22 protein-coding genes are annotated in these 19,021 nt (G+C 68.0%); 8 read left to right on the top strand and 14 right to left on the bottom strand.

Annotated elements, in window-relative coordinates:
• Window positions 1–30: 30 nt before the first annotated feature.
• Window positions 31–1,986 carry a DNA primase gene (gene dnaG, locus QN239_RS13170; RefSeq protein ID WP_499010896.1) on the bottom strand — a complete coding sequence of 652 codons (1,956 nt, stop codon included), beginning with the start codon at window positions 1,984–1,986 and terminating at the stop codon, window positions 31–33.
• A 4-nt stretch (window positions 1,987–1,990) separates the two neighbouring features.
• Complete coding sequence (locus QN239_RS13165; RefSeq protein ID WP_499010894.1) at window positions 1,991–3,262, bottom strand: deoxyguanosinetriphosphate triphosphohydrolase; 1,272 nt, start codon at window positions 3,260–3,262, stop codon at window positions 1,991–1,993.
• Window positions 3,263–3,294: 32 nt separating this feature from the next.
• Here QN239_RS13165 and QN239_RS13160 point away from each other — a divergent pair, with 32 nt between their 5' ends.
• Window positions 3,295–5,310, top strand: a complete 2,016-nt coding sequence (locus tag QN239_RS13160; protein ID WP_499010892.1) for a TPM domain-containing protein — start codon at window positions 3,295–3,297, stop codon at window positions 5,308–5,310.
• Here the strand turns inward: QN239_RS13160 and QN239_RS13155 are convergent.
• The gene (locus QN239_RS13155; RefSeq protein ID WP_090353566.1) at window positions 5,307–5,756 is read right to left on the bottom strand and encodes a winged helix-turn-helix transcriptional regulator; all 450 of its coding nucleotides are present in this window, start codon (window positions 5,754–5,756) and stop codon (window positions 5,307–5,309) included. The genes QN239_RS13160 and QN239_RS13155 overlap by 4 nt on opposite strands.
• A gap of 76 nt (window positions 5,757–5,832) precedes the next feature.
• On the opposite strand from QN239_RS13155, the gene QN239_RS13150 reads away from it, so the two are divergent.
• Genes QN239_RS13150 through QN239_RS13140 form a run of 3 tightly spaced genes read left to right on the top strand, consistent with a single transcriptional unit; the run spans window position 5,833 to window position 8,055 of the window.
• On the top strand, window positions 5,833–6,510 hold the full coding sequence (locus QN239_RS13150) for an SDR family oxidoreductase (protein WP_499010890.1): 678 nt from the start codon (window positions 5,833–5,835) through the stop codon (window positions 6,508–6,510).
• A 13-nt stretch (window positions 6,511–6,523) separates the two neighbouring features.
• Window positions 6,524–7,549, top strand: coding sequence for an alcohol dehydrogenase catalytic domain-containing protein (locus tag QN239_RS13145; RefSeq protein WP_499010889.1), 1,026 nt, complete (start codon window positions 6,524–6,526; stop codon window positions 7,547–7,549).
• Window positions 7,546–8,055: a DUF302 domain-containing protein gene (locus QN239_RS13140; RefSeq protein WP_499010886.1), complete on the top strand. Its 510-nt coding sequence runs from the start codon at window positions 7,546–7,548 to the stop codon at window positions 8,053–8,055. The genes QN239_RS13145 and QN239_RS13140 overlap by 4 nt, the downstream gene beginning before the upstream one ends.
• Here QN239_RS13140 and QN239_RS13135 read toward each other — a convergent pair.
• The 3 genes from QN239_RS13135 to QN239_RS13125 all read right to left on the bottom strand — a co-directional run bounded on the left by QN239_RS13135 (window position 8,043) and on the right by QN239_RS13125 (window position 10,485).
• On the bottom strand, window positions 8,043–8,399 hold the full coding sequence (locus tag QN239_RS13135; RefSeq protein WP_499010884.1) for a hypothetical protein: 357 nt from the start codon (window positions 8,397–8,399) through the stop codon (window positions 8,043–8,045). The genes QN239_RS13140 and QN239_RS13135 overlap by 13 nt on opposite strands.
• Before the next feature lie 113 nt (window positions 8,400–8,512).
• A complete protein-coding gene (locus tag QN239_RS13130) occupies window positions 8,513–9,022 on the bottom strand; it encodes an EspA/EspE family type VII secretion system effector (protein WP_499010882.1) in 510 nt (169 codons plus the stop codon).
• A 77-nt stretch (window positions 9,023–9,099) separates the two neighbouring features.
• The gene (locus QN239_RS13125; RefSeq protein ID WP_499010880.1) at window positions 9,100–10,485 is read right to left on the bottom strand and encodes a glycine--tRNA ligase; all 1,386 of its coding nucleotides are present in this window, start codon (window positions 10,483–10,485) and stop codon (window positions 9,100–9,102) included.
• 96 nt (window positions 10,486–10,581) lie between these two features.
• Here QN239_RS13125 and QN239_RS13120 point away from each other — a divergent pair, with 96 nt between their 5' ends.
• Entirely contained in the window at window positions 10,582–10,935 is a 354-nt protein-coding gene (locus tag QN239_RS13120; RefSeq protein ID WP_499010879.1) for an ArsR/SmtB family transcription factor, read from the top strand.
• A complete protein-coding gene (locus QN239_RS13115) occupies window positions 10,932–11,324 on the top strand; it encodes a Fur family transcriptional regulator (RefSeq protein ID WP_499010877.1) in 393 nt (130 codons plus the stop codon). Before QN239_RS13120 ends, QN239_RS13115 begins: the two co-directional genes overlap by 4 nt.
• Here QN239_RS13115 and QN239_RS13110 read toward each other — a convergent pair.
• From QN239_RS13110 to recO, 4 genes are read right to left on the bottom strand one after another with little or no spacing between them, the layout of a single operon-like run.
• Window positions 11,317–11,715, bottom strand: a complete 399-nt coding sequence (locus tag QN239_RS13110; RefSeq protein WP_167161997.1) for an NUDIX hydrolase — start codon at window positions 11,713–11,715, stop codon at window positions 11,317–11,319. The genes QN239_RS13115 and QN239_RS13110 overlap by 8 nt on opposite strands.
• Window positions 11,712–12,155, bottom strand: a complete 444-nt coding sequence (locus tag QN239_RS13105) for a hypothetical protein (protein ID WP_499016737.1) — start codon at window positions 12,153–12,155, stop codon at window positions 11,712–11,714. Before QN239_RS13105 ends, QN239_RS13110 begins: the two co-directional genes overlap by 4 nt.
• Window positions 12,156–12,196: 41 nt before the next feature.
• Complete coding sequence (locus tag QN239_RS13100) at window positions 12,197–13,090, bottom strand: decaprenyl diphosphate synthase (protein WP_090353554.1); 894 nt, start codon at window positions 13,088–13,090, stop codon at window positions 12,197–12,199.
• Window positions 13,026–13,913 (bottom strand): DNA repair protein RecO, encoded by an 888-nt coding sequence (recO, locus tag QN239_RS13095; protein WP_090353553.1) that lies wholly within the window; start codon window positions 13,911–13,913, stop codon window positions 13,026–13,028. Before recO ends, QN239_RS13100 begins: the two co-directional genes overlap by 65 nt.
• Before the next feature lie 66 nt (window positions 13,914–13,979).
• Between recO and QN239_RS13090 the strand changes: the two genes are divergently transcribed.
• Together QN239_RS13090 and QN239_RS13085 are read left to right on the top strand one after the other, a co-directional pair.
• Window positions 13,980–15,476, top strand: a complete 1,497-nt coding sequence (locus QN239_RS13090) for an amidase (RefSeq protein ID WP_499010872.1) — start codon at window positions 13,980–13,982, stop codon at window positions 15,474–15,476.
• A gap of 11 nt (window positions 15,477–15,487) precedes the next feature.
• Window positions 15,488–15,976, top strand: a complete 489-nt coding sequence (locus tag QN239_RS13085) for a CAP domain-containing protein (RefSeq protein WP_090353977.1) — start codon at window positions 15,488–15,490, stop codon at window positions 15,974–15,976.
• Here the strand turns inward: QN239_RS13085 and era are convergent, their stop codons facing one another.
• Genes era through ybeY form a run of 4 tightly spaced genes read right to left on the bottom strand, consistent with a single transcriptional unit; the run spans window position 15,977 to window position 19,017 of the window.
• Window positions 15,977–16,888 (bottom strand): GTPase Era, encoded by a 912-nt coding sequence (gene era, locus QN239_RS13080; RefSeq protein WP_499010870.1) that lies wholly within the window; start codon window positions 16,886–16,888, stop codon window positions 15,977–15,979.
• Window positions 16,885–17,199 (bottom strand): cytidine deaminase-like protein, encoded by a 315-nt coding sequence (locus QN239_RS13075; protein WP_499010867.1) that lies wholly within the window; start codon window positions 17,197–17,199, stop codon window positions 16,885–16,887. The genes era and QN239_RS13075 overlap by 4 nt, the downstream gene beginning before the upstream one ends.
• Window positions 17,189–18,484: a hemolysin family protein gene (locus QN239_RS13070; RefSeq protein ID WP_499010866.1), complete on the bottom strand. Its 1,296-nt coding sequence runs from the start codon at window positions 18,482–18,484 to the stop codon at window positions 17,189–17,191. Before QN239_RS13070 ends, QN239_RS13075 begins: the two co-directional genes overlap by 11 nt.
• Window positions 18,481–19,017 carry an rRNA maturation RNase YbeY gene (ybeY, locus tag QN239_RS13065; RefSeq protein ID WP_090353976.1) on the bottom strand — a complete coding sequence of 179 codons (537 nt, stop codon included), beginning with the start codon at window positions 19,015–19,017 and terminating at the stop codon, window positions 18,481–18,483. The genes QN239_RS13070 and ybeY overlap by 4 nt, the downstream gene beginning before the upstream one ends.
• Window positions 19,018–19,021 lie beyond the last annotated feature (4 nt).

The following is a 19,021-nucleotide window of genomic DNA, read 5'->3' as shown; positions in this document are numbered from 1 at the left end:
GCACGACTCACCATAGCGTGCGACGTCTGTTCACGCAGTCATGTCGTCACCGCTGGCCTGCTCCAACAGGCTGCGGCGATAGGTCTCCATGGCCACCAGGTCACCGAACAAGGCGTGGTATTCGTCGCTGTGGTCCACCGGCGACATCCGCTGCAGCTTGGACTTGACCTCGGCGATCTGTCGCCCCACCGACACCTCCTGCAGGCGGGCGAGCACCCCGGAGACGTAGCGGACCAACTTCTCGTCGTCCTCGAACCGGATGGCCTCGACACCGAGTTCGTTCACCAGGTTCGCCCCCTCGGGGGAATCCTGCAGATCGCGCACCGTCTCGATCCACTGGGCGCCGGACAGGCCGGCCGACATGCCGCCCGCATCCGCGATGGCCTTGCGCACGGCGGCATAGCCGGGATGGGTGAAGCTCTCCGCGGTGAGGGTGTCGAAGACGGGACCGGCCAGCCCCGGATACTGCAACGCCGCCTTGAGCGCCTCCCGCTGCGGACGCAGGGTCGGATCCCGCGGATCGGGGCGGGTGACCGTGACCATGGGCCGCTGTCGGACCGGTTCGGCCGACCCCCGCGACCGCCCGGCGTCGCGCCCCTTGGCGGGTCCCTTGCGCCCGGCCTCCTCGCGCACCCGGGAGAGCACCTGGGCGACGTTGTCCCAGCCCACCCAGCCGGCCAGCTGGCGGGCGTACTCGTCACGCAGGGTGGGGTCCTTGATCCCGGCCACCATCGGCACGCAGCGCCGCAGCGCCGCCACGCGGCCCTCGGCGCTGTCGAGATTGTGGTCGCCGAGCGCCGTGCGGATGGCGAATTCGAACAGCGGGGCCCGGCGGGCCACCAGGTCGCGCAACGCCCCGTCACCGGAGCGCAACCGCAGATCGCACGGATCCATCCCGTCGGCAGCCACCGCCACGAACGACTGGCCGGCCAGGTTCTGTTCCCCCTCGAACGCCTTCACCGCGGCGGCCCGGCCGGCCGCGTCGCCGTCGAAGACGTAGATGAGCTCACCGCGAAAGAAGTTGTCGTCCATCATGAGTCGGCGCAACATGGACAGGTGGTCGTCGCCGAAGGCGGTGCCGCACGCGGCCACCGCGGTGGTCACCCCGGCCAAGTGCATCGCCATCACGTCGGTGTAGCCCTCGACCACGACGGCCTGGTGCCCCTTGGCGATATCCCGCTTGGCCAGATCCAGCCCGAACAGGACATTCGACTTCTTGTACAGCACCGTCTCGGAGGTGTTGACGTACTTGGCTTCGATATGGTCGTCGTCGAACAGCCGGCGAGCACCGAAGCCGATGGTCTCCCCCGACGACACCCGGATGGGCCACAGCAACCGCCGGTGAAAACGGTCCATCGGACCGCGCCGGCCCTCCCGAGACAGTCCGGCGGCCTCCAGCTCCTTGAATTCGAATCCCTTGCGCAGCAAGTGCTTTGTCAAGGTGTCCCAGCCCGACGGCGCGAAACCGCAGCCGAACCGCTTGGCCGCGTCGGCATCGAAGTTGCGCTCGATCAGATACCGGCGCGCCGGTTCCGCTTCCGCGGACTGCAGCGCCTCGGCGTAGAACTCCTGCGCGGCGGCGTTGGCGGCGATCAGCCGGCTGCGGCTGCCGCGGTCGCGTTGCACATTGGTGGTCGACGAACCGGTGTAGGTGACGGTGTAGCCGACCTTGTCGGCGAGGAGTTCGACAGCCTCGACGAAGCTGACGTGCTCGATCTTCTGCAGGAAGGCGTAGACGTCGCCGCCCTCACCGCAGCCGAAGCAGTGGAAGTGGCCGTGGTTGGGACGCACGTGAAACGACGGTGACTTCTCGTCGTGGAAGGGGCACAACCCCTTGAGCGAATCCACCCCGGCGCGGCGCAACTGGACATAGTCGCCGACGATTTCCTCGATGCGCACGCGTTCGCGGATGGCGGCGATATCGCGATCGGGGATGCGCGCACCTTTACCCCGGGTCGCTTCGCTCCTGCCCACCGGACCAGCCATCGCGTCAGTCTAGAGGGCGGGGCGAACGTGCCTCGTGCACTCGCTCCAGCCGACTCTCGGTGTAGGACGCGATCTGGTCGATCACCACCCGCAGCCGTGCCCCGTCGTCGGTGGCGGCGGCGAACTCGGGCGCGAACTGCGGGTCCAGGCTGCTGGGTGCCTGTGCCCACAGCACCAGTGCGACCTCTTCGACCAGGGTGCGCTGATCGGCCTGCACCTGCAGGTGCCGGTGATCGGACATGATGAACTGCAGGGCCAGCATCTTGAGCACCGCGACCTCGGCGCGCACCAGCGCCGGCACCGCGAGATCGGTGTCATAGCGGCGCAGCGGGCCGTCACCGGCTATTGTCCGGGTTTCGGTGATCGCCGCGTTGGCGAACCGTCCCACCAGCTCACTGGTCATGTTCTTGAGCCCGACCGACGCTGCCAAGGTGCCGTCGAACTTGCCCACCGCGGCCACCACCGGCATCTCCGAGAGCCGCTGCGCGGCGGCCAGCAGGTCGTCGTGGGTCACCGTCGGGAAGGCGTCCGCGCCCAGGCGGGCCAGCGCGTCGGCCGCGTCGTCGTCGGCGAGCACCCGAAGGTCGATGCGGCCCGAGATGACCCCGTCTTCGACGTCGTGAACGGAGTAGGCGACATCGTCGGCCCAGTCCATCACCTGGGCCTCCAGGCAGGTGCGCTCGGCGGGGGCGCCGGCGCGCATCCAGGTAGCGGCCTCGGCGTCGTCGTCGTAGAAACCGAACTTCTTCCGCCCGCCGTCGCGGTACCACGGGTACTTCATCACCGCGTCCAGTGCGGCGCGGGTCAGGTTCAAACCAGCCGAATGGCCGCCCGCGTCAAGAATTTTGGGCTCCAGCCGAGTGAGGATGCGGAAGTTCTGGGCATTGCCCTCGAACCCACCGAACGCCTTGGCGATCTCGTTGAGTGCCCGCTCGCCGTTGTGCCCGTAGGGCGGGTGGCCGATGTCATGAGCCAGCCCGGCCAGGTCCACCAGGTCGGGGTCGCAGCCCAGACCGACGGCCATCCCGCGGCCGATCTGCGCGACCTCCAGCGAATGGGTCAGCCGGGTGCGCGGGGTGTCGCCCTGCCGCGGTCCGACCACCTGGGTCTTGTCGGCCAGGCGGCGCAGCGCGGCGCAGTGCAACACCCGGGCCCGGTCCCTGGCGAAGTCGGTGCGGTGTTCGGAGCCGGTTCCGGGCAGCGCGGCAGCCTTGGGTGCCTCGATCACCAGGCGCTGCCTGTCGAGGTCGGTATAGGTATCGGTCGCGGTGCCCACTAACGGACAGTCTGCCAGCTAGATTTGCGGACATGCGCCTCCCCCGCCTGTTCAGCATGATCTTCGCGGTGTTGTCCGTCGGCCTGCTGGTGGCTCCACATGCGGGAGCCGAGCCGCCGTTCCGGCTGTCCACCCAAATCGTGGACAACGCACACGCGCTCACCGGCCAGGATCTCGATCGGGTGACCCAGGCCGTCGACAAGCTCTACGCCGACCGGCATGTCCGGCTGTGGGTGGTGTACGTGGACACCTTCTCCGGCCAGGATGCCGAGCCGTGGGCCCGGGCCACTCTGGCGGCCAGCGACCTGGGCACCTACGACGCCCTGCTGGCGGTCGCCACCACCGACCGGGCGTACGCGTTCCTGGCCGGCGGTGTGGCCGCCAGCAACGCCGAGGCGAACAGTTTGCGGCGCAACAAGATTGAGCCTGCGCTGCGCGACGGCGACTGGGCCCAGGCGGCCGTCAGCGCGGCCGAGGGGCTCGACACGAATGCCTCCGCAGCTCCGTCTTCATCCTCGAATGCGGAGATGAACTGGGTGGGTCTGCTGGCCATCCTCGCGGTGATCGGGTTGGCGGTGGTGATCCTGGTGCTGTGGCAACGCCACCGTCGGCGCAAGCGCCGTGCGGCGGATCTGGCGGCCGCCCAGCGCGCCGACCCGACCGATCCGAATGCCCTGGCCGCCATGCCGCTGGAGACTCTGGACGACCTGTCCCGCTCGATCGTCGTGGAAGTGGACAACGCGATACGCACCAGCGACAACGAATTGACGCTGGCAATCGAGGAGTTCGGCGACAAGGACACCGCCCCGTTCGTCACCGCGGTCGAAGCGGCGAAAACGACGCTGGCGCAGGCGTTCAACGTGCGACAGATCCTCGATGACACGGTGCCCGAGACGCCCGCGCAGCGCCGCGATCTGCTGACCCGGGTGGTGGTGGCCGCCGCTAAGGCCGACCGCGAACTGGAAACCCAGCGCGAAGCCTTCTCTGCGCTGCGTGATCTGGTGATCAACGCGCCCGAACGATTGGACGCCCTGACCCAGCAGGTGGTCGACCTCACCGCGCGCCTCACGCCGTCGGAGCAGACCCTGGCCGGCCTGCACCAGCAGTTCGCCGATGCGGCCCTGGCCTCGGTCGCCGGCAACGTCGAAACCGCCAAGCAGCGGGTGGCTTTCGCCGACCAGAACATCACCAACGCACGCAGTCTGGTGGCGCGGCCGGTGGGTAGCCAGGCCGGGCTGGTGGATTCGGTGCGGGCCGCCGAGTCCGCACTGGGCCAGGCACGCACTCTGCTCGACGCCGTCGACAGCGCCGCCACCGATATCAACCGCGCCACCGCGGCACTGCCCGCCGCGATCGCCGATATCCAGAACGGCATCAACGCCGCCGGCACCCAGCTGGCCCAAGGCAATCTGAGCCAGGCCGCCGCCCTGAGCGCTGCGCGCGACGCCGCCGTCAAGGCGGTGGCGGCCGCACAGGGCACGGGCAGCACCGACCCGCTGGGTGCCTTCACCGATCTCAGCGCCGCCGACGCCGACCTGGACCGGCTGCTGGACGCGGTGACCGAGGAACGCGAGACGGCCGAACGGTTGCGCCGCGCCTACGACCAAGCCCTGTTCAGTGCGCAGTCGCGGGTCCGCGGTGTCTCGGATTTCATCGACACCCGCCGCGGCAGCATCGGCCCCGAGGCGCGCACCAAACTCGCCGAGGCGGTGCGCCAGCTGCAGGCCGCCCAGGACAAGCAGGCCGAGAACATCGCCGGGAGTCTTTCGGTGGCCATCCAATACGCCAACGGCGCGGCGACGCTGGCCGGGCAGGCCCAGTCGCTGGCCAACCAGGATGTCGCCGCCGCGCAGCGGCACTACAGCGGATATGGCGGCGGCAGCTCGAATTCCGGTGCCGTGCTGGGCGGCATCATCATCGGCAACATCCTGTCCGGGGCCCTGCGCGGCGGGATCGGCGGCAGCGTCGGCGGGGGCTGGAGCTCGACGTCGTTCGGCGGGTCCGGCAGCTCGGGCGGTTCGTTCGGCGGGGGCGGCGGCCGCTTCTAAGCGCCGGGCGCCACCAGCGACACCGCGTCCGTGGGCACCTTGCTCCCGTCGCGGCGGCGGAATCCGATGGCCACGGATTCGCCGGTATCGGCTTCGACGAAGCGGTACGCGCTGCTGTGCTCGCGGGCCAGATGACGGTGCCCCCACTGGCCGATGGCGGCCAGGACGGGGATCAGATCATGCCCGGCCTCGGTGAGCAGATATCGGCTGCGGGTGCGGTCGCCCGGTTCCTGATAGTCGACCACCTGGAGGATTCCGGCGTCTACCAGCTCGGACAACCGGGTGCTGAGGACATCCGAGGCGATCCCGAGCCGCTCCTTGAACTCGGAGAATCGTGACCGGCCCAGCAGCGCCTCACGGATGATCAGCACCGCCCACCGCTGCCCCAGGACGGACATGGTGCGGGCGATCGGGCAGGGATTGTCGATCCACGAATCGGTGCGCATCGTCACATTCTACCTACATTGGAAATTCCAACTCAGCACTGCTACGTTGACGAGGGCACAAGCGAAGGAGAAGACCATGACAGGAACTCAGGTAGCCGGTGCGACCGCTCTGGTGACCGGCGGGCAACAAGGCTTGGGCAAGGCGATCGTCGCCGCCCTATTGGAGGCCGGGGCGGCCAAGGTGTACTCGACCAGCCGGCGCCCGGGCACGTCCGACGATCCGCGCGTGGTGGTGATTCAGGCCGACGTCACCGACGCCGAGTCGGTCGCCCAACTGGCGCACACCGCCGCCGACGCCACCATCGTGGTCAACAACGCCGGCGTACTCGGGGGCACATCGCTGCTGCAGGACGATCTCGACGACGTCCGTTCCGTGCTGGACACCAATCTCTATGGCGCACTGCGGGTCACGCGAGCTTTCGCCCCCTTGCTCGCCGGCCGCCATGGCACCATCGTCAACATCGCCTCCGTGCTGTCCTGGCTGCCCGGTTACGGCTCCTACGGCGTCTCCAAGGCGGCGCTGTGGTCGGCGACGAACTCGCTGCGACTGGAGTTGCAGGAGCAGGGCACCACCGTCATCGGCGCCTACCTGGCTTATACCGACACCGATATGACGGCAGATCTCGATGTGCCGAAGAACGACCCGGCCGACGTGGCCCGGCAGATCGTCGAAGGTATCGTCGCCGGCGCGCCGGAAGTGCTCGCCGACGACCTGACCCGCCAGGTGCACGCGCCCCTCTTCCCGGCCGCGTAGGAGAACCCGAAACATGGCTACCTACAAAGCTTTCCAGGTCACCGGGCAACGCGAGTTCGCACTCGTCGAGCGCGAGGTGGTCGAACCCGCCGCCGGCGAGGTCCGGGTTCGGGTGCTCAGCTGCGGGGTCTGCCACAGCGACGTGCTGGCCGTCGAGGGCCAACGACCCGACCCGCAGCAGCCGGTGGTGCCCGGCCACGAGATCGTCGGTGTGGTGGACGCCGTCGGCGACGGGGTACATGCCTGGGCCCCCGGCGACCGGGTCGGCATCGGCTTCCTCGGCGGGCAATGCAACGAATGCGAGTTCTGCCGCCGCGGCGATTTCGTCAACTGTCTCGATCAGCCGACGCCCGGGACCAGCGCCGACGGCGGCTATGCCGAGGTGGTCCATGCCCGCGCCACCGGACTGGTGCGCATCCCCGACGGGGTCGACGCCCACCTCGCCGCTCCCCTGCTGTGCGCCGGCCTGACGACCTTCAATGCCTTGCGGTCCACGTCCGCCGCGCCCGGCGCCCTGGACGGAGTTCAAGGCATCGGCGGCCTGGGTCATCTGGGTGTGCAGTATGCCCACAAACTCGGCTACCGAGTGGCGGCGATCGCCCGGGGCGCCGAAAAAGCCGACCTGGCAAAGACACTGGGCGCCGATTTCTATATCGACAGCGCCGCCGAGGATCCCGGTGCGGCACTGACCGCCCTCGGCGGAGCCGCCGCCATCATCGCCACCGCGGCCAGCGGCGCGTCGATGGGGCCGCTGGTCAGCGGTTTGCGGCCGCGTGGGCAACTCGTCGTGGTGGGCGCGGCCCCCGATCCGATCGCGGTGAACACCGCCGACCTGATCTTCGGTGGACGCCATGTGGTCGGCAGCCTCACCGGCTCCGCCATCGAGAACGAGGACAACCTGGCGTTCAGCGTCGCCAACGATATCGCCCCGATGATCGAGGTCATGCCGTTCGAACAAGCCCCACAGGCCTACGAGCGAATGATGTCCGGCCAGGCCCGCTTCCGGGTGGTCCTGGACATCGTGGGGGCCGACCGGTGAGCACCTCCGTCGAGTACCTGAACCGGCGCCTGCTGATCAGCCTGCCGGGCAGCTATGCGGACGCCCGCACGCACTACGAGGCCCTGGTCCCGGTGATCGACCACGAGCGCTTCGCGCGGGCGGGCACCTGGGACGAGGTGGTCGCCGAAGCGAAATCCCAGGCGCCGCATGGCTTCCTGCGATACGCACAGATCGACGTGACGCCCACCATGACCGCGTCCGGATCGACGGGGCGCGCCACCGAATACCTGATGGGCAATCACACCATCGCCGAACGCATGTACCGCCACGATCCCGGCGTCATGCTGCACGCACCCCTGCGCACGCTGCTCTATGCCGGGCCCGCGGGCACCGTGCTGGCCGTCGACCAGCCCAGCCTGCTGTTCGGCAGTTACGGGAACGCGGCGATCACCGCGGTGGGTGTCGAACTCGACGGACTGCTGGCGACACTCGTCGATCTGCTCGGCGGGGATGTGCCTGCGGCGCTGCGCGATCAGGTGGTGTAGAGCGAGAGGTGCACGTACACCTCGTCGGGCGCCCGCTGGTCGACGATGATCTCCCGGGTGACCGTGCCGTGATCGGTGGTGATGATCTGATCCTGGGCGTAGAGCGGATCAGGTGCCGAACTCAGCGCCGGCCCGGCGATCACCGGCGTGGATTTCGGGATCTCGGACTTCTCGGGTGTCTCGGGGAACTGCGCGAGCAATTCACGCAGCTGCGCGTCGGTCATCCGTAACGCCAACCGGTAGCGGGTGTCTCGGCCCGAATCGGTGTCGGTGCCCAGCACCTGTACGCCTTGCGGCAACGTCACCTCACCGAATTTCGCGGCCGTCTCTGCCGGGACAGGCATCTTCTGATCTCCTCCGTCGCGAATCGCGTCATGCGTCGCGCATGCCGACAACGCACCCAGCATCATCAACAAGGCGGCCAGAATCATTGGCAATCGTGGCCGGTCCGCCACCTTCACCCGCGCCCCTCGCGACCGGTGAGCGCCTGATAGCCGTCGCCGATATCGCGGATCCGCGCGGCGATACCGCTCATATCGCTGTTCGACCGCTGCACGATATCGGCGACGTCGGCGACACCTTTGGACACCACCGGCATCAGGGCACGCTCACCCGCGGCGTTCGGCGGCACGCTGGCAGCGGCACTGAGCACCCACTGCTTGACCGCATCCAGGTCCCGGCGACCGGCGGCCACCACCTGCGCGGACCGATCGACTTCGGCGCCGAGGCGCCGATCGAGTTCGGCGAGCCGGGCCAAGGTGGCGGCCAGCTGGTGGTTGCGGTCGGTGTACGCCTCTGCCGACGAACCCGTCCACACGGACCCGGGCGTCGCCGCCGCGACCGTGCGGTGCAACTCGTCGAGCCGACCGCCCATGTCGAACCGGGTCCCGTCCACCGGTGTTCCGGCGCCGAGTGTCGCGCGAGCGTCATCCCACGTCGAAAGAAATGCCCCCAGAACGCTGATCATCGCCCCCTTCACTCCCGTGCCTCACCATGCTAGGCGAGCCGGGAGTGCCTCTGGAGCAGCAATTCCGAACCGAGGCGCTAGGCGCCCTTGAGCCGGACCGCCAGGTAGTTCGACACCTCCGAGATGGCCACCCGCTCCTGCGTCATGGTGTCACGCTCGCGGATGGTGACGGCCTGATCCTCCAGCGAGTCGAAGTCCAGCGTGATGCAGAACGGCGTGCCGATCTCGTCCTGACGGCGGTAGCGCCGGCCGATCGCACCCGCGTCGTCGAACTCGATGTTCCATGACTGCCGCAGCTCGGCCGCCAGGTCGCGGGCCTTCGGCGACAGATCGGCGTTGCGCGACAACGGAAGTACGGCCGCCTTGACCGGGGCCAGCCGCGGGTCGAGCTTGAGCACGGTGCGCTTGTCCACCCCGCCCTTGGCATTGGGGGCCTCGTCCTCGTGGTACGCGTCGACCAGGAAAGCCATCAGCGAGCGGGTCAGGCCGGCTGCCGGTTCGATGACGTAGGGCACGTAGCGGGTGTCGGTGCCCTGGTCGTAATACGACAGGTCGACACCGGATGCCTTTGCGTGGCTGGACAAGTCGTGATTGGTGCGGTTGGCGATACCTTCCAGTTCACCCCACGGGCTGCCGGCGAAGCCGAACTTGTACTCGATATCGGTGGTGCCGGCGCTGTAGTGCGACAGCTTCTCCAGCGGGTGCTCGTAGAGCCGCAGATTCTCCGGAGCGATACCGAGGTCGGTGTACCACTTGAGCCGGGTCCCGATCCAGTACTTGTGCCACTCCGGCGCGGTGGACGGCTCGACGAAGAACTCCATCTCCATCTGCTCGAACTCACGGGTCCGGAAGATGAAGTTGCCGGGGGTGATCTCGTTGCGGAAGCTCTTGCCGATCTGGCCGATGCCGAACGGCGGCTTCTTGCGTGCGGTGGTCACCACATTGGCGAAGTTGACGAAGATGCCCTGCGCGGTTTCGGGCCGCAGGTAGTGCAACCCCTCCTCGGACTCGATGGGGCCGAGGTAGGTCTTGAGCATCATGTTGAAGTCACGCGGCTCGGTCCACTGCCCCTTGGTGCCGCAGTCCGGGCAGACGATCTCGGTCATCGGGACCGCATCGGGGTCATCGAGATTCTTCTTGGCCGCGTACGCCTCCTGCAGGTGGTCCTGCCGGTGCCGCTTATGGCAGCTCAGGCATTCCACCAGCGGGTCGTTGAACACCGCGACGTGGCCGGAGGCCACCCACACCTGGCGCGGCAGGATGATCGCGCTGTCCAGGCCGACGACATCGTCGCGACCGGTGACCACGGACCGCCACCACTGCTTCTTGATGTTCTCCTTGAGCTCCACCCCGAGTGGCCCGTAGTCCCACGCCGACTTCGTACCGCCGTAGATCTCGCCGGATTGGAAGACCAGGCCACGGCGTTTCGCCAGGTTCGCGACGGTGTCGATGATGGATGCCACGGGTTGACAGGGTACCGATGAGCGTTGGCGCGCCACGCCGCGGGAGTCCCCGGAAAGCGTTGACATGCGCAGACATGCATGTAATCTGACTCCATAATGAAAACCGTTTCCACTACCGGTCACGAGCACGAACACCCCGCGACGCCGTCTCCCGAGCTGCCGCCCCGGGAGATCCTGGACACCGCGGGCGACCTGCTGCGGGCGCTGGCCGCGCCGGTGCGCATCGCCCTGGTGCTCCAGCTCCGTGAATCCGCGCGTTGCGTACACGAACTGGTCGACGCCCTGGAGGTGCCGCAGCCCCTGGTCAGCCAGCACCTGCGCATCCTCAAAGCCGCCGGAGTGGTCGCCGGCGAGCGCAGCGGCCGGGAGGTGATGTACCGCCTGGTCGACCAGCACCTCACGGAGATCGTGCTGGCCGCCGTCACCCACGCCGGAGAGGACGTCGCTTGAGTACACCCGTGCGGGCCACCCGGCAGCGGGCCGCCATCTCCGCGCTGCTGGAGAACATCGACGACTTCCGCTCGGCCCAGGAACTGCACGACGAACTCCGGCAACGCGGCGAGAACATCGGGCTGACCACCGTGTACCGGACCCTGCAGTCGATGGCCACGTCAGGGTTGGTCGACACGCTGCGCACCGACACCGGTGAATCGGTGTACCGACGCTGCTCCGATCACCATCACCACCACCTGGTGTGCCGGGTCTGCGGGTCCACCGTCGAGGTCGAGGGTGGAGCGGCCGAAGTGTGGGCCGAACAGGTCGCGGCCCAACACGGCTTCACCGACGTCAGCCACACCATCGAGATCTTCGGGGTGTGCGGTTCCTGCGCCGTCAGCTGACCCGGGCGTACTCCAGGACCGCACCCAACGTCAGCGGGGCCAGCTCGAGGTCCCCTGGCGCGTGCGGGTCCACCCACGCCATCTCGACGATCTCGGCGCCCGGCTGCGGTGGCCCGTCGAGGCCGACGACGAACAGGTCGGCGGCCACCCGGTGACCCGGTTCGTTGGCCGCGGCCGCATCGTGATGTCCCAGCGAGGTGAGGGATGCCTCGACGATGCCGGCATTGAGTTCCTCCCGGACCTCGCGGCGCAGCGCCTCGACCGGGGTCTCCCCCGGTTCGATCTTGCCGCCGGGCTGCATGAACGCCGTCGTGCCGCGTTTGCGGACCACCAGCACATGATTGCGGTCATCGAGCACGACGGCCGCCACGATCCGGATGACGGCGCTCACCCTAGGAGCGCCCGCCGGACGTCGGCCCCGGTGGACAGCACCATGAGGATCAGGGTGCCGAGCGCCTCATCGGTCAAGCCCGCCGCCGGAAAGTTGTAGCGCAGCAACACATCTGCTTGTTTGGAAGCTTGTTTGGAAGCTTGTTTGGAAGCCTGCTCGCGGGAGTTACCGCCCGTCGCGGCGCCCTTCTCGGTCAGCGATATCGTGCCCAGCAGCGTCTGGTGCGCGTGCTCGCCGACCGTCGCCCGAAGTTTCGCGTCCAGGGGCAGATCCCAGGCCAGCATCTGGGTGAGCGCCACCATGTCCAGGCCCTCGGCGATGGTCACCACCCGCAGCGACGAGAACGTGCCGTCGTGCTGCACGGTGAGCGAACCGTCATCCTCATGGGTGGTGGGCAGGATCGCCTCGGCGACGGCGGCCAACCGCTGCTGCAACGACATCCCCGAGTCGCTGCGCTCCTGCCCGCCGGAAAGCGACACCATCAGGCCCGACCGAAACGCCGGTTGCGGTTGACGTACTCCTCGCACGCCGCCCACAGGTCGCGCCGGTCGTAGTCGGGCCACAACTTGTCCTGGAAGACGTACTCGGCGTAGGCCGCCTGCCAGATCATGAAGTTGCTGGCCCGCTGTTCTCCCGAGGTCCGGATGAACAGGTCGACATCCGGGATGTCGGGACGGTGCAGATGCTTGGCCAGGGTGGCCTCGGAGATACGCGAGGGATTCAGCTTGCCCGCGACGGCCTCCTCGGCGATGGCCTTCGCGGCCTCGACGATCTCGGTGCGCCCGCCGTAGTTCACGCAGTAGTTGACGGTGATGACGTCGTTACCGACCGTCATCTGCTCGGCGATGTCGAACTCCTTGATCACGCTGCTCCACATCCGCGGGCGCGAACCCACCCAGCGCATGTTCACCCCCATGGCGTCCAGATTCTCCCGGCGCCGCCGCACCACCTCCCGGTTGAAGCCCATCAGGAAGCGCACCTCTTCGGTGCTGCGTTTCCAGTTCTCCGTGGAGAAGGCATAGACGGACAGATGTTTGATACCGAGTTCGATCGCACCGCAGGTGATGTCGATGAGCACCGCCTCACCCATCTTGTGCCCCTCGGTGCGGCCCAGCCCACGCTGGGTGGCCCACCGGCCGTTACCGTCCATCACCACCGCGACGTGGTTGGGCACCTGGTCGGCCGGGATCTTCGGGGCGGCGGCCTTCGACGGGTGCTGCGGCGGACGGGAGAACTTGCCGTTGGTGTGGGGCGGCAACTCCGGGAACACCACGGGCCAGGTCGACGTGTCCGGAAAGACCGGATAGTCGTCAGGCGCCGGGGCGAGCTGTGGGTACGGAGATTTGCCCCGCTTGCCTTCCCTGTTCAATGCCATGCGCCATATCCTGCCCGAACACCTCTGCCCGGCGTTCGAGGCCCGCGCTATCGATTCGATAATGTGCTTTCTGCTCTTCGCGCCAGCGCTCATCACCCCGTTCGACCAGCGGCAATGTCCGCAGCTGACGCTCCAAGTGCCACTGCAGATGCGCGGCGACCAGCCCGCTGGCCTGGCTGCGGTGCGACGAGGTGGAGGCCTCCGCGAACTCCCAGTCACCGTCGTGCAGCGCAACCATCAGATCCAGCACCGCCTGCGCCGGTGTCGCCGAACCCGACGGCCGGCAGTGCACGCACACACTGCCGCCCGCGCCGATGTGGAACGCCCGGTGCGGGCCGGGCGTCGCGCACCGCGCACATTCGGCCAGCGCCGGGGCCCAGCCCGCGATACCCATGGCCCGCAGCAGATAGGAGTCCAGCACCAGCTCCCGCGGCCGCCTGCCCGCCGCGACCGCCCGCAGCGCCGCCACCGTCAGGCTGTGCAACTCCGGCACCGGAGCGTGCTCCTCGCCGGCCAGCCGTTCGGCGGTCTCCAGCACCGCGCAGGCACACGTGTAGCGGCCGTAATCGTTGACGATGTCGACGGCGAACGCGTCGATGGACTGCACCTGGGTGACGATGTCGAGGTTGCGGCCGGGATGCAGTTGAACGTCGATGTGCGCGAACGGTTCCAGCCGGGCCCCGAACTTGCTGCGGGTCCGGCGCACCCCTTTGGCGACGGCACGGACCACACCGTTCTCGCGGGTGAGCAGGGTGACGATGCGGTCGGCCTCGCCGAGCTTGTGCTGACGCAGCACGACAGCTCGATCCCGGTACAACCGCATCGGGCCAGTCTCCCATCGCGTGCCGACACCGGCCGGGACGCAACGCCGGATATTCTCGAAATTGCCATGGCAGCCACCCCAAAACTACCCAGCAGTGCTTCTCCCACCCCGAAACTGCCCAGCAGTGCTTCTCCCACCCCGAAACTGCCCACCCTCACACAACAGCTCTACCGCCTCGCCAGCGGCGCCACCACCTCGGAACAACTGGTACGCCAGTCCCTGGACGCGATCGAGGCCAGCCAGCCCGCGCTCAATGCGTTCCGCGTGGTACTGACCGACACCGCGATATCCGAGGCCATCGCCGCAGATCGTAAACGCGCTGCGGGACAACACCTTCCACTCCTCGGAGTGCCCATCGCCGTGAAGGACGATGTGGACGTCGCCGGCGTCCCGACCCGCTTCGGCACCCGCGGCGAGGTAGCTGAGATTCCAGCGGCCGCTGCCGACTCGGAGGTGGTGCGCCGCCTGCGGGCAGCGGGCGCGATCATCGTCGGCAAGACCAACACCTGTGAGCTCGGCCAGTGGCCGTTCACCAGTGGCCCCGGCTTCGGGCACACCAGAAACCCATGGTCACGCGAACACAGCCCCGGCGGCTCCTCGGGCGGCAGTGCGGCGGCCGTGGCCGCTGGGCTGGTGACCGCGGCCATCGGCTCCGACGGTGCGGGCAGTGTGCGGATCCCGGCCGCGTGGACCCATCTGGTGGGCATCAAACCGCAGCGTGGCCGCATCTCCACCTGGCCGCTGCCCGAGGCGTTCAACGGCATCACCGTCAACGGCGTCCTGGCCCGCACCGTCACCGACGCCGCGATCGTGCTCGACGCCGCATCCGGCAATGCCGACGGCGACCTGCACAAACCCGAACCGATCCGGGCCTCCGAGCACATCGGCCAGGCCCCCGGCTCCCTGCGGATCGCGCTGTCCACCAAGTTCCCGTTCACCTTCTTCCGCGCCCAGCTCCATCCGGAGATCGATGCCGCCCTGCGTGAGGTGGCGACCCAGCTGGAGCAGCTCGGACACCGTGTCGATGAAGCCGACCCGAACTACGGACTGAAGATGTCCTGGAACTTCCTGTCCCGGTCCACCTCCGGCCTACTGGACTGGGGCCACCGCCTCGGGCCCGGTGTCCAGTGGGATAAACGCACCGTGAGCAATATGCGCACGGGCCGGCTGCTGTCCGAACATGTGTTGCGTAAGGCCCGGGCCGCGGAGGCCGAGGCCCAGCAGCGGGTGGGCTGGATCTTCAACATCGCCGACGTGGTGCTCGCCCCCACCACCGCGCTGCCGCCACCGCGCATCCACGACTACGACGAACGCGGCAGCCTGGCCACCGACCGGGCGATGATCGCCGCCTGCCCGGTGACCTGGCCGTGGAACCTGCTGGGCTGGCCGTCGATCAACGTGCCGGCGGGGTTCACCACCGACGGACTGCCGATCGGGGTGCAACTGATGGGCCCCGAGGGCAGCGAACCGTTGCTCATTTCGCTGGCCGCGGAGCTGGAGGCCATCAGTGGCTGGATGACCAAGCAGCCCGAACCGTGGTGGGCGACTCCCACGCTGCAGTAATCTCTGTGACCATGTCCGCAATCAGTGTCGGTGCCCGCACCCTGCCCGTTCTGGCCCTAGTTGCCGGCGCGGTACTCACGGCGCCGACCGCCAGTGCCGACAACATCCGGCTCAACAACAGCGTGATCGCCAACGTCTACACCATTCAGCACCAGGCCGGGTGCACCAACAACGTCACCAAGAACCCGCAATTGCAGCTGGCGGCGGAATGGCACGCCAACGATGTGCTCAACAACCGGGCACTGGACGGCGACCTGGGCTCGGACGGCTCCACCCCGCAGTCCCGTGCCGCCGCGGCCGGCTACAAGGGCACCGTCGCACAGACCGTCGCGATCAACCCGGCGCTGGCCATCAACGGCATCGAGATCATGAACCAGTGGTACTACCGTCCCGATTACATGGCGATCATGAGCAACTGCGCCAACACCCAGATGGGTGTCTGGTCGCTCAACAGCCTGGACCGTAGCGTCGTCGTCGCGGTCTACGGCATCCCGGGATAGCTAAAAGCCCAAGCGCCCCAGCTGTTTCGGGTCGCGCTGCCAGTTCTTGGCGATCTTGACCCGCAGATCCAGATACACCTTGGTGCCGAGCAGCTTCTCGATCTGCGTGCGCGCCGCGGTGCCGACCTCGCGCAGCCGGGCACCGCCCTTGCCGATCACGATGCCCTTCTGGCTGTCGCGCTCCACGTAGAGGATGGCGCGTACGTCGATGAGGGCATTGTCGTCTGCCCGCCCTGGCCTTTCCTCGATGTCCTCGATGACGACGGCCAGCGAGTGCGGCAGCTCGTCGCGCACCCCTTCCAGCGCGGCCTCCCGGATGAGCTCGGCCATCAGGACTTCCTCGGGCTCATCGGTGAGTTCGCCGTCGGGGTAATAGGCGGGGCCGGGCGGCAGGTGCGCGACGAAGACGTTGGTCAGCACGTCGAGCTGCTCGCCGGTGGTGGCCGACACCGGCACGATCTCGGCGTCCGGACCGACCAGCTCGCTGACGGCCATCAGCTGTGCGGCCACCCGCTCCTTGGCGACCTTGTCGATCTTGGTGACGATGGCGACGAGTTTGGTCCTGGGTGCGACGGCGCGGATCTGTTCGTAGATCCACCGGTCGCCCGGGCCGATGTTCTCATCGGCGGGGATGCACAGCCCGATCACGTCGACCTCGGAGTAGGTGTCCTTCACCAGGTCGTTGAGCCGCTGGCCGAGCAGGGTCCGGGGCCGGTGCAGACCCGGGGTGTCGACCAGGATGATCTGGAAGTTCTCCCGGTGCACGATGCCGCGGATGGTGTGCCGGGTGGTCTGCGGGCGGTTCGAGGTGATGGCCACCTTCTGGCCGACCAGGGCGTTGGTCAGCGTCGACTTGCCGGTGTTGGGACGGCCGACGAAACAGACGAAGCCGGACCGGAATTCGTCACTCATAGCGGATTACCGGCACGGTCGGTGACGATGACGGACGCGTCCGGCGACAGCTCGCGTACCGCGGCGACACCGGCGTCCTGCGCCGAACCACCCACCAGCACCGCAGCCTCCAGGCCGGCCGCACCACTGGACACCGCCGCGGCCACGGCGGCCTGCAGGGCGGTCAGCGGCAGCGAGGCCAGACCGACAGGGGCACCGGCGTAGGTCCGACCGTCCAGGTCGCGCACCGCCGCACCTTCGGCGGCTTCGGAGCGGCCCATCGCCCCGCGGGCCAGCACCACCAACTTGTTGTCCTCAGCGTCAAGACTCATGCGCGGAATGCTCCTCTGTCTTCACGGGGCTGATCAGCACGGTGCCGATCCGAACCCGGCCACGATGATCGGCCCCGCCCTCGGCCCGCAGGCGCAGGCCGTCCCAGGTGACCTCGGCGCCGGGCAACGGTACGCGGCCCAGTTCGTGCGCCAACAGACCACCGACGGTGTCGACCTCAAGGTCCTCGTCGATTTCCAGGTCCTCGTACAATTCGGTGAGATCCTCGATGGGCAGCCGGGTCGACACCCGGAACTGCTTGTCGCCCACCTCTTCCCAGGGTGCGACCTCATCCGCGTCGTACTCGTCGTTGATCTCGCCGACGATCTCCTCGAGCACATCCTCGATGGTGACCAGACCGGCGATCGCGCCGTACTCGTCGACCAGGAGCGCCATGTGATTGCGGTCGCGTTGCATCTCGCGCAGCAGGGTGTCCAGCGGTTTGGAATCGGGCACGAACACCGCGGGGCGCATCAGATCACCGACCCGGGTGTCCAGCTCGTCGCCCGCCGAATACGAGTGCTGCACCAGGTCTTTGAGATACACGACACCCACCACGTCATCGACGTTCTCGCCGATCACGGGCAGCCGGGAGTGCCCGCTGCGCACTGCCAGCGAGGTGGCCTGCGAGGTGGTCTTGTCTCCCTCGATCCACACCATCTCGGTGCGCGGAACCATCACCTCGCGGGCCGGGGTGTCGCCCAGCTCGAAAACGGACTGGATCATCTTGCGCTCGTCGTCGGCCACCACACCGCGCTGCTGGGCCAGGTCGACCACCTCGCGCAGCTCGATCTCGGAGGCGAACGGCCCGTTACGGAAGCCACGGCCCGGCGTCAGAGCGTTGCCGATCAACACCAGCACCCGGCTGATCGGGGTGAGTAACACCGAAATCGCTTGCAGGGGAAGCGCCGCGGCCAGCGCGATGCTGTAGGCGTTCTGCCGCCCGACGGTGCGGGGTCCGACACCGATGACGACGAAGCTGACCACCACCATGATGCCGGCGGCGGCCACCAGCCCCCAGCCGACACCGAGGTAGCCATCCAGATAGGAGACCAGCAGGACGGTCGCGCTCACCTCGCAGGCGATCCGCAACAACACCACGAGATTGATGTACCGGGGCCTGTCGTCGATCACCCGAGCCAGACGGGTGGCCCCCGGGCGCTCCTCGCGCACCATCTCGTCGACACGCGCGATGGACACCGTGCTGACCGCGGCATCGACCGCGGCGAAAAGCCCGCCCACGCCGACCAGGACGATCGCCCCGAACAGCGCCGCAAGACCGGTCACGGTGTGTCGAAGTATCGCGACTTGTCGAGCAGCCGGCGATCCTTCTCGGTCTGTACGTCCTGACGGTAGGTCTGCACCTGGTCGGCCACCCACTCTTCGAGCAGGCGCCGCTGCAGGGCGAACATCTCTTTCTCCTCATCGGGCTCGGCGTGGTCGTAGCCGAGCAGATGAAGCACACCGTGCACCGTCAGCAGCGCGAGCTCCTGCCCCAGCGAATGCCCCGCCTGTTCGGCCTGTTTGGCGGCGAACTCGGGGCACAGCACGATATCGCCCAACATGGACGGACCGGGTTCGGCGGCATCGGGCCGCCCACCCGGTTCGAGCTCATCCATCGGGAAGCTCATCACATCGGTGGGACCGGGCAGATCCATCCAGCGCATGTGGAGATCGGCCATGGCCGCGGTGTCGAGCAGCACCATCGACAGTTCGGCCGCCGGGTTGACGTCCATCTGACCGATGACGAAGCGGGCGACGCTGATGAGTTCTTCCTCGGACACGTCGTACCCGGATTCGTTGGAAACCTCGATGCTCATGCTG

It is taken from the genome of Mycolicibacterium sp. Y3 (assembly GCF_051188035.1).
GTDB lineage: Bacteria > Actinomycetota > Actinomycetes > Mycobacteriales > Mycobacteriaceae > Mycobacterium > Mycobacterium fluoranthenivorans.
The sequence above is the reverse complement of the archived record's forward strand: the minus strand, read 5'-3'. Positions and strand labels throughout refer to the sequence as shown.